Annotated in this window: 12 protein-coding genes and 1 pseudogene; 7 read left to right on the top strand and 6 right to left on the bottom strand. The window is 59.5% G+C overall.

The window, feature by feature from the left end; translation table 11 throughout:
• Positions 1 to 110 precede the first annotated feature (110 nt).
• Complete coding sequence (locus ACNFCH_RS07680; protein WP_337158924.1) at positions 111 to 461, top strand: hypothetical protein; 351 nt, start codon at positions 111 to 113, stop codon at positions 459 to 461.
• A 1-nt stretch (position 462) separates the two neighbouring features.
• On the opposite strand, the gene ACNFCH_RS07675 is transcribed toward ACNFCH_RS07680, so the two are convergent.
• On the bottom strand, positions 463 to 1,161 hold the full coding sequence (locus ACNFCH_RS07675) for a YoaK family protein (protein WP_337158923.1): 699 nt from the start codon (positions 1,159 to 1,161) through the stop codon (positions 463 to 465).
• 15 nt (positions 1,162 to 1,176) lie between these two features.
• Complete coding sequence (locus tag ACNFCH_RS07670; protein WP_416742579.1) at positions 1,177 to 2,250, bottom strand: PAS domain S-box protein; 1,074 nt, start codon at positions 2,248 to 2,250, stop codon at positions 1,177 to 1,179.
• Positions 2,251 to 2,388: 138 nt separating this feature from the next.
• Between ACNFCH_RS07670 and ACNFCH_RS07665 the strand changes: the two genes are divergently transcribed.
• Entirely contained in the window at positions 2,389 to 2,541 is a 153-nt protein-coding gene (locus ACNFCH_RS07665) for a hypothetical protein (protein ID WP_337158921.1), read from the top strand.
• A pseudogene (locus ACNFCH_RS07660) lies at positions 2,499 to 2,681 on the top strand (SAM-dependent methyltransferase); the annotation flags it as partial. The gene ACNFCH_RS07665 and the pseudogene ACNFCH_RS07660, both read left to right, overlap by 43 nt.
• Here the strand turns inward: ACNFCH_RS07660 and ACNFCH_RS07655 are convergent.
• The 4 genes from ACNFCH_RS07655 to ACNFCH_RS07640 all read right to left on the bottom strand — a co-directional run bounded on the left by ACNFCH_RS07655 (position 2,682) and on the right by ACNFCH_RS07640 (position 5,811).
• A complete protein-coding gene (locus ACNFCH_RS07655) occupies positions 2,682 to 3,449 on the bottom strand; it encodes an SDR family oxidoreductase (protein ID WP_416742578.1) in 768 nt (255 codons plus the stop codon). It abuts the pseudogene before it with no gap.
• A gap of 18 nt (positions 3,450 to 3,467) precedes the next feature.
• Entirely contained in the window at positions 3,468 to 4,535 is a 1,068-nt protein-coding gene (locus tag ACNFCH_RS07650) for a phosphotransferase family protein (protein ID WP_337158919.1), read from the bottom strand.
• Positions 4,536 to 4,726: 191 nt separating this feature from the next.
• A complete protein-coding gene (locus tag ACNFCH_RS07645; protein WP_043211712.1) occupies positions 4,727 to 5,044 on the bottom strand; it encodes an SCP2 sterol-binding domain-containing protein in 318 nt (105 codons plus the stop codon).
• Positions 5,045 to 5,100: 56 nt separating this feature from the next.
• Positions 5,101 to 5,811 carry a histidine phosphatase family protein gene (locus ACNFCH_RS07640; RefSeq protein WP_416742576.1) on the bottom strand — a complete coding sequence of 237 codons (711 nt, stop codon included), beginning with the start codon at positions 5,809 to 5,811 and terminating at the stop codon, positions 5,101 to 5,103.
• A 433-nt stretch (positions 5,812 to 6,244) separates the two neighbouring features.
• On the opposite strand from ACNFCH_RS07640, the gene ACNFCH_RS07635 reads away from it, so the two are divergent.
• From ACNFCH_RS07635 to ACNFCH_RS07620, 4 genes are all read left to right on the top strand, one after another.
• Positions 6,245 to 7,570, top strand: a complete 1,326-nt coding sequence (locus ACNFCH_RS07635; protein WP_070092617.1) for a tyrosine-type recombinase/integrase — start codon at positions 6,245 to 6,247, stop codon at positions 7,568 to 7,570.
• Positions 7,571 to 7,612: 42 nt separating this feature from the next.
• Complete coding sequence (locus ACNFCH_RS07630; RefSeq protein ID WP_170831778.1) at positions 7,613 to 8,023, top strand: hypothetical protein; 411 nt, start codon at positions 7,613 to 7,615, stop codon at positions 8,021 to 8,023.
• Positions 7,944 to 8,489, top strand: coding sequence for a BRO family protein (locus tag ACNFCH_RS07625; RefSeq protein ID WP_170831777.1), 546 nt, complete (start codon positions 7,944 to 7,946; stop codon positions 8,487 to 8,489). The genes ACNFCH_RS07630 and ACNFCH_RS07625 overlap by 80 nt, the downstream gene beginning before the upstream one ends.
• Positions 8,490 to 8,751: 262 nt before the next feature.
• Entirely contained in the window at positions 8,752 to 9,351 is a 600-nt protein-coding gene (locus ACNFCH_RS07620) for a hypothetical protein (RefSeq protein ID WP_070092615.1), read from the top strand.
• The last annotated feature ends 23 nt before the right edge of the window (positions 9,352 to 9,374 follow it).

The following is a 9,374-nucleotide window of genomic DNA, read 5'->3' as shown; positions in this document are numbered from 1 at the left end:
TGAGCGGCACGTCGGGCGTTTTTTGATCCGTCTCGTGGATGCGTCGGATAATTCATTTGCCGTGGCCGCAGTGCTAGAGTCGCGTTCTTTTTTGCCTCGAGGATGGAAAAATGCGAGCACTTGTGCCGATGGTCGCCGCTCTGGTGTTGGTCGGTTGCGCCTCAGCGACCATGGATGCTGCACGTAGCAACGCGCCGACCGCGCAGCTCGACTCGCAGAAGACGCCGGACATCGTCGCTCAGTGCATTCAGTTCAGTTGGCAGGAAGAGGCGGCATTCGGGATTGATGCCAGCGGTTATCTGGAACCACGCAAGCAAGGTGGCTTCACTGTCTATACCCGCGAGGCCGAGTCGTTCGCCGACATCTATCCGCAGGCCGGCGGCACGCATGTGGACTACTACGCGCAGAAGAACGACACCATGGCCCTGCGTCGCCGCGCTGCGGCAGCGACCTGCCTGTGAGTCAGCGGGGCATGTAGCGAAGCTGCCAGCGCCTGGGGATCTTCAGCGAGGCCAAGCCCAGCAAGGCTGCCAGCAAGGCGCTGGCGAGCAGGGCCAAGCGGTCGAATTGCTGTTCCAGCAATACGCCGGCAATGGCCCCCAGGAACATGCCGAACCAGGGGATCAACTGCACCCGCCAGCCCAGCTTGCGCTGGCCGAGCAAGGTGCGTCCCAGGCCGCGGCCGAAGCGCGACAAGGCACCGGTGACATAGGTCAGGCCGATGGGCAGCCCGTTCACTTCCTCGACCACGGCATTGATCATGCCCATGGCCATGACCGCCGCCAGCAAGGCGGGCAGTTGCAGAATCTCAGGCAGCAGGCCGGCCAGAGCCAGCAAGGTGGCGATCAGGCCCAGCAACGGCCAGGGGCGGCGGCCTGTCTTCGCCGCAACGACCACCCCCAAGGCATTGCCCAGGATGAAAGCACCGATCACCAGCACCAGGCGCAACACGGGGCCCAGTTCGGCGCTGCCCAGCGACACCGCCAGACGTGTGGTGTTGCCACTCATGAAGGACACGAAGTCGCCCGTGGCCATGAAACCGATGGCATCGGTCATGCCGGCCAGCACCGACAGGCCGGCGACGAAATAAAGGCCTACTGTGCCACGGCGCTGCACATGTCGATGGCACTGACCTTTGGCCGACTGGCTTCCCGGCAGCATCGTTGTCTCCCCGGTTCAGTTCAGACGGGCCTGCAGCCCGGCGATATGGGCTTGCAGGCGCTCATGCTCGTCGCGTTCGGCCGTGATGTCCTCGAACACGCTGATCAGGTGTTCGGGTTGGCCGTCGGCGTGTCGCTGCAGTGAAGTACGGGCGCGTACCCAAAGGTAGTGGCCGTCCTTGTGACGCACGCGTTTTTCCACTTCGTAGCGGTCGATTTCGCCAGCCAGCATGCGCTTGAGCAATATCAGGTTATCCGGCAGGTCTTCGGGGTGGGTGAGCTGCTGGAAGGTCATGCCGTACAGCTCCTGCTCGGTGTAGCCGAGCAGTTCGCAGAAGGTACCGTTGACCCGCTGCCAGCTGCCATCTGGGTCGATGTAGGCCAAGGCGCCCCATGCCAGCTCGAAGATCGTGCGAAAACGCTCCTCGCTCTGGCGCAGCTCAGCTTCGGCGACCTTGCGCTCGGTGTCGTCCATGCTGATGCCGACCATCTTCACGGAGCGCCCGGCGCTGTCCTGCAGCACGGTGGCGCGCGACGCGATCCAGCGCTGGCTGCCATCCGGGCGGGTGATGCGAAAATCGCACTCGCACGGAGTGCCGGTGGCCACCGCGCGGGTGTACATGGCATGCATCTGCTGGGCGTCTTCGGGAGCCACATGGCCCCAGAAATCCTCGTTGCGTCGTACCGGCCAGCCGTACACGGTCTCGACGTTGGGTGAGTAGGTCACCTCGTCGCTGACCAGGTTCCACTCCCAGGTGACGATCCGCGCGCCTTCCTGGGCCAGCTTCATGCGCGTCTCGCTCTCCATGATCTCGGCGGTGTAGCGCCGGCGCAGGTCGGTCATCGGCAGCTCCACCACCTCGGCGTGCTGCACGCTTTGCAGGGCCTCTTCGCCATAGCGCAGCCAGATCCAGTTGACCTTCAGAAAATCTGCCAGCTTGCGCAGGTTGTCGTAGTCGATCTCGCCGCCACGGGTCCATTTGTGCACGGCTGTGCGCGAAATGCCCAACGCAGTGCCTACCGCTTGTAACGTCAGTTTGTGGTGTTCGAGCAGTTCCTTGAGGCGAAAGGCGAAGCTGTTTTCCGTCATGTTCAGGGTCCTGGCAGAGACGCGAGCTGCGAGTATACCTGAGCTGTCAACTTGAGGTTGACGCGGCGCAACGTTGCCGGTCAAGCATCGTGCGGCTAGCGTAAGGGGCGATTTCATCACATGACAGGGATGCACCGTATGAAACGATCACTGGACCTCAATCGCGCCAGTTGGGACGAGCGTGCGCCGCTGCATGCGGCCTCCAAAGACTATGAAGTCGAACGCTTCGTCGCACAGGCGGATCATCTGGAGAGGTCATCAGCGCGCTGTTGGCCTCCGGCCTGCACCTGACCATGTTGGTGGAGCACCAAAGCATTCCCTGAGAGGCGTTGCCTGGGCAGATGGAGAAGGGGGGCGACGGCGAATGGCGTCTGCGCCACGCGCCGTGGCGCCTACCGCTGAGCTATACCCTGCAGGCGGGCAAAGCCTGATCAGGAAAGAAAACCGCCGTCCACGTTGAGCGCGGTGCCGGTGGTGTAGCTGGAGGCGTCGCTGGCCAAATACAGCACCGCCCCGGCCATCTCGCTGGGATCGGCCACGCGCTTGAGGGGTATCTGCTGCAGGGCGGCATTGCGGATGGCATCGTTCTTGACCAATGCCGAGGCGAATTTGGTATCGGTCAGGCCTGGCAGCAATGCGTTGCAGCGGATGCCGAACTGCGCGCACTCCTTGGCGAATACCTTGGTCATGTTGATCACCGCAGCCTTGGTCACCGAGTAGATGCCTTGGAACAGCCCGGGCGACACGCCATTGATCGAGGCGACGTTGATGATGCTCCCGCCGCCGTGTTCGCGCATCAGCTTGCCGGCTTCCACCGACATGAAGAAGTAGCCGCGGATGTTCACATCCACCGTTTTCTGGAACGCGCCCAGGTCGGTGTCCAGCACATTGCAGAACTGTGGGTTGGTGGCCGCGTTGTTGACCAGGATGTCGAGGCGTCCGAACTGTTCACGGATGCTGGCGAACACCTGCTGGATCTGCTCCATTTCACCGATGTGGCAGGCCATGGCGGTGGCCTTGCCTCCAGCGGCGGTGATGGCGTCGGCGACCTGTTGGCAGCCCTCGAGCTTGCGGCTCGAGACGATCACATGGGCACCTTGCTGGGCCAGCAGATGGGCGATGGCCTCGCCAATGCCGCGGCTGGCGCCAGAAACGAAGGCGATCTTGCCGCCGAGGTCGAACAGCGTGGTCTTGGACATGCCGGGTTTTCCTTGTTGTCAGAGTGAGGACTTGTCGATCACTTGCAGGGCCATATGCTCCAGCAGCCGGTTCATGTGGATGAACTGGGCAAAGCGCTTGTCCTGGGTTTGGCCATGGTGGAAGCGGTAGTAGATTTGCTGGACGATGCCGGCCAGGCGGAACAGGCCATAGCAATAGTAGTAATCGAAGTTGTCCAGGCGGATGCCGGCGCGCTCGGCGTAGTAGTCGACGAACTGGCGGCGAGTCAACATGCCCGGGGCATTGCTCGGCTGGCGACGCATCAATTGCACGGGCGGTGGGTCGTTGGCTTCGATCCAGTAGGCCAGGCTGTTGCCCAGGTCCATCAATGGATCGCCCAACGTGGTCATCTCCCAGTCGAGCACACCGATGATTCGCATGGGATTCTCGGCATCGAGGATGACGTTGTCGAAGCGGTAGTCGTTGTGCACGATGCCAGGGCGCGGGTGGTCGGCGGGCATCTTGTCGTGCAGCCAGGCGATCACGTGTTTCCAGAGCGGTGCATCCGGGGTCAGGGCTTTTTCGTAGCGGCTGGTCCAGCCTTCGATTTGACGTTGCACATAGCCTTCTGGCTTGCCCAGGTCGGCCAGGCCGCAGGCGGTGTAGTCGACCTGGTGCAGTTCCACCAGACGGTCGATGAAACTCTTGCACAGCGCCTCGGTCCGGCTGGCATCCAGACCCAGCGCAGGTGGAATGTCCGAACGCAGGATGATGCCCTTGACCCGCTCCATCACATAGAACTCGCCGCCGATCAGCGACTCGTCTGTACAGTGCGCATAGGCCTTGGGGCAGTAGGGGAAGCCGCTGTTGAGCTGGTTGAGGATGCGAAACTCCCGGCCCATGTCGTGGGCGGACTTGGCCTTGTGGCCGAACGGTGGACGACGCAGGACAAGTTCTCGGTCCGGGTAGGCGACCAGATAGGTGAGGTTCGATGCGCCGCCAGGGAACTGGCTGATTGAGGGCGTACCCTGCAAGCCTGGAATATGGGCCTTGAGGTAGGTATCGATGACGGCCGGGTCGAGTTCTTCGCCGGGGCGTACCTGGGTGGACTGATCGGTGAGCGTCATGCGTTTTCCTTATTTTCCAGCGCAATAACTATTGGCTAATCTAATTTCGCTCGGTCACTGGCACAAGCGTGCTCAGGGGCTTATAGGCAAGGGTGTTGCTGATCGATCACTCATCTTGATGGGCGCGCGCCGGCAAAAAAAAACCGAAGCCAGTTGGCTTCGGTTTTTTCATCGGCGAGCGCTCGAGCCACTCAGGCCGGGAACAGCTCGCTGAGTTTCATCGACAGCATCATGTCGCCTTCGACACGCAGCTTGCCGCTCATGAAGGCCTGCATGCCATCGGTGTCACCGCTGACGATGCCTTTGAGGGTTTCGCTGTCCATCACCAAGGTGCAGTTGGCGTCCGGGTTCTCGCCTTCCTGCAGGTTGCAGGTACCGTCCTTCACGATCAGCGCGTAGTGCTTGTCTTCGTCGGTGATGTTGAAGCCGAACACCAGGTCCAGGCCGGCGGCAGCGGATGGGTTGAACTTCTCTTGCATCTTCTTGACGGCATCAGCTACGGAGGTCATGGCGCATTCCTTATAGAGTGATATTCACGTCCCTCAGCGGGGACAACAGGCCGGGCTCATCGATAGGTGACAAGCTCCGGCGTCCTCAACAGTTGCACATGGGCTTGACTGTTGAAGGAAGCCAGTACGACGTCGTTGCCCCGGAACTTCAGGTGGCTGAGCGACGTGTTGATGATCTGCCAGTTCAGCGCGAAAGCTTGGCTGGGTGTGATCCGGGTAACCAGGTGGAGCAGGGCGGCGATGGTGCCGCCGGAGGTAAAGATGGCAATGTTGTCGCCTCGGTCTGCGCCTTCGAGCACACGTGCAAGGCCGCCTTGGACCCGGGCGGTGAATGCCTGCCAAGTCTCCAGGCCATCGCTTTGGTGTTCGCCGTCGTGCCAGCGTTGCACCATCAGCGCGAACAGGCGCTGGAACTCGCTGCGATGGGTCGTGCCATTGCGCAGGATATGCAGCGCGTCGGGCTCTTGTGGCAGCAGATCGGGAAGCAATGCACGGATGACGCCGTCGGCATCGAACTCGTTGAACGCCGCGTCGGTCTCAATGGCCGGTGTCGAGCAGCCGTGGGCCTGCATGGCTTGCAGCGTCAGGCGCGCGGTGTCTTGCTGGCGGCGCAGGTCGCCGGCCAGACACCGATCCAGACGCAGGTCGAGTTGGGCCAGATGTTCCCCTAGTGCATGGCTCTGCCGCGCGCCCACGGGTGAAAGGACGTCGTAGTCGTCGGCACCGAAGGAGGCTTGGCCATGTCGGATCAGGTAGATATTGCCCACGAAGAGGTCCGGCCCAAGGGAGTTGCTGCGAGGTTAGGATGCGACAGACAGGCTGTCAACGAAAAAACATACAAGCGTTTGAAAAGGTTGTTTGAACTGTGTTGCCAGCGTTTTCCCTGGCTGGCAGCGCCACTGACGCACCGGTATGCTTGGTGCAGTTTCGCGCCTTCAGGCGCTGGTCTATCAAGGAGTCAATGTGGAGTTTCTTGCCAACTGTCCTTGATCTCGGGTAAAGCCAAGCAGCACGGGGCTTCCACCCAAAATGACCATTCTCACCTCTAAATCCGGTGTCACAAATCGTCCCAACGTGTCACAAATCGCAGTGCCTTACGTGTACCGCAGAGCCTCTGGTCGGTATCACCTCCGAGTCCGCCTCAAGGGCTCCCACACCTCCTGTACGATCTCGCTCAAGACCACCAATCGACCTGCTGCCATGACTACCGCCAAGCATCTCCTTCAGACTCTCAAGGCGTTTCATCTCGATAATCCTGAGGCGAACTTTGAGGATCTACGGGCCAACCTTCGGGACATCGCTGAGGAAGCCTTGGGCAACCCTCAAGGGGAAGCCTATGGGCTGGTCCTGTCGGATGTCTCCGAGAACCTCGCTGAGATCGCCGAAACGATGCCCATGAGCTTGCCCCAAGCGCAGGCCGTGTTACTGGCTCAGCGGGTCCTGACGGCTGCTCAAGGGCGGCACAGCGGCGACCTGAGAGCACTGGTCGAGCTGCTCAATGGGGACCTGAAGGGTTCGATAGGTAATGCCAATCAGGATATCGACTCCGATAGTCGTGAGCCTGTGCCTGCTTCTATCTGTATTTCGCCCTCAACGGACACCTCAACGACCACCTCCAGTGACACCACCTTCCAGGCCCTCTACGACGCCTTCAAGGCCGAACGGGGCGGGGACAAGTCAGCCGCTACGCTGAAGAACTGGAATAGCAGCACCAGCACCATCGTTGCGCACCTCAAGGACGCCGATATGGCGAAGCACTCTCGGGCCACCTTCGTGGGCCTTCGTGATGCTCTCCTGAAAGGCCGTAAACCATCGTCGGCCAAAAAGGTCATGACCCACGCTTCCTCTGTCATCGGCTGGGCTGTGGCCACGGGTCTCATTGAACGGGACTATTCCAAGAAGCTGACCATCACCAAAGGTGCCGAGAGTGATCGCATAGCGTTCTCTAAGGATCACCTCAAGGTTCTACAGGGCTGGGCCGTGAGCAACTTCGGGGAAGACTGGCGAGCCTCTGTCATTGCCCTTGGGGTCGCCACTGGGGCACGCATTGGGGAGGTTCACCAGCTCACTGGCAGCGATATCTACAAGGTCGAGGGTCAATGGGTCGTGGACATCAATGACCGGGACGGCAAGACCTTGAAGAACAAATTCAGTCGTCGCGTGGTGCCCTTGCTGGGCATCCCTGAGGGCCACCTTGAGAAGCTCTCGCAGACCCAAGGGCGTTTGTTCACCCAGTCCAAGAGTGGCTTCGATCAACTCACCAATCAGATGATCCGTGACGTGCTCGGGACCAAGACCGGGGAAGGGCTGTCGTTCCACTCACTGAGGCACTCGCTGTCATCCGAACTGAAAACCGCAGGGGTATCGTTGGGCATCGTCCAGGCCATCTTGGGGCACAGCTCTGGGTCGCTTGCGTTCGATGTCTATGGGGGCAATGCGGCAGCCTCAATGGGGCTCATGGTGGACGCCTTGAAGCTGGCACGGGGGACGGTAGATAAAGCGTTTCATGGCCTCTCGCCACAATGATGTCTTAATGATACTGTTCGACCGTTTTCAAGGAGATTGCAGATGCGTAACGGTTCAATTGGATTGGTGAGTGCTATCGCACTTTTCCTCAGTTTTTCGGCTTCTGCGGGGGGAGATTGGATAAGCCTTGATGAATCCAAGGAAGGTTTTAAATGGGAAGCAAAGCCCGGCTCATTTGAGTTCTCTACGAATAGAAATAAAGTTTCTATTGCGGTCATCGCAGGGAGAGTGGTTAGCTCAAAGTCTTCTGATATCGACTTGTATAAGTGGTATGTTTCGGCTGCGGATTGCAGCAAGAAAATGGGTAAGCTTGTAAGCTTGGGTGTCGACGGCGAATATCAATTTGATAATGATTTCATGTATGGGAGTGGAAATGTGGCTTCCAGTATTGCTGAATTTATTTGCGCTGTGGCTGATCACAATCTTAAGAAAGCCGAAGGTAAAAGCCTGTAAGCTGGATGTCCTCGTGGGTCACCCTGAGCATTACCTGCTGTTCATCGCCACTCAGGTGGCTCGCTCGGTTGGACTAAAGAACCCAAGCAACGCTGTGTCGTCCTTCCGTACCCATAATGGGGACGTTAGGGGCCTGATCCAGTTCCGAGAGGTTCTTGCGGCCTACCATTCGTTGGGAGACCACCGGGACGCCAATGGGGTCTACCAACAATTGGTAGGCCGTCCCAATAGCTCGGTGATTCAGGTGAACTCGTGGATGGGCACTGAGAGCTGGGTCTATCAGATGCTCATGCGGGGAGACTTGAAGTCAGCAAACGACTTCCGTAACTGGATCGCTGAGGACGTGGCTCCGACCATCCGCAAGACTGGCCAGTACAACGCTGCTGAGTCGAGCGACCCAATCGCCGTGGGCATCATGTCCGTAGCGCGTTCCTACGTGGATTCTACGTCGCTCGCAGGGGTGTAGCCTTGCAGAATGAGCGTAGGATCGTTTTGTTTCCATGCAAACTGAATGGTTTTTCGTTTCGGTCACGAAAATCGACCTCCTGAAATCGCCGTGGTGATGCGTTCGGCACCCTACCTAAAGCGTGGCATTGATCGGAGTTTGCGTTCGCTGGCGAGCGTCTGGCGAGCTTGCAAAAACCCTCACTAAGTACGGCTCAAAATCGCTGTCGTAAAACCCCTCACTATGGCTGCACTCCCGCAGCGGCCACAGGAGGATCACATTCATGTCCAGTTACGACCCAGCTCAACACGAGGCAATCACTACCGCTGCGCTTGCCGTCCCAAAGCGTGGCCGAGGCCGCCCCACCAAGATCATCGCCAACTTGTTCTACGGCTTCATTGGGCCGACCACCGACTATGGCCAGTATCCCCACTTCGCAATGGACATCCTTGAGGGCATCGCAAGGCTCGACTGGCATGACCGCCCAATCGGCTCTGGTGGCTCGTCCAAACCTCTGTCCGTGAAGCGACTTGTTGCCATCCTCGCTGAACTCGAAGTCGTCTCAGCGGCAAACGTTATGGCGCAATACCGGCTGGGTCTCCGACAAGCTCAGCGGTATGTGAAGGCCGTTGAACTGGCAATGCCGTACCTGCTCAAGAGTCGTCCCGATGAGCTGACCCATGAGATGCGCTATGGCTTCCTGAAGAGCAGCCGAGTCAACGAGTGGGACGACCCAGGCGAACCGCCAAGCCCTGAAGTTCTCGCCAAGCTGCACCACGACCTGAGAACGCTGGGCGCTGAGGCTGCTGAATTAATGCCGCATACTTTAAAGAAACTCAACGAGACCCAAGCGGCCAACGGAATCGACCAGCTCATCGAGTAGACCCAGAGGGAGAGGGGTAATTG

This window comes from Pseudomonas sp. NY15354, from assembly GCF_048068075.1.
Lineage (GTDB): Bacteria > Pseudomonadota > Gammaproteobacteria > Pseudomonadales > Pseudomonadaceae > Aquipseudomonas > Aquipseudomonas guariconensis_C.
The sequence above is the reverse complement of the archived record's forward strand: the minus strand, read 5'-3'. Positions and strand labels throughout refer to the sequence as shown.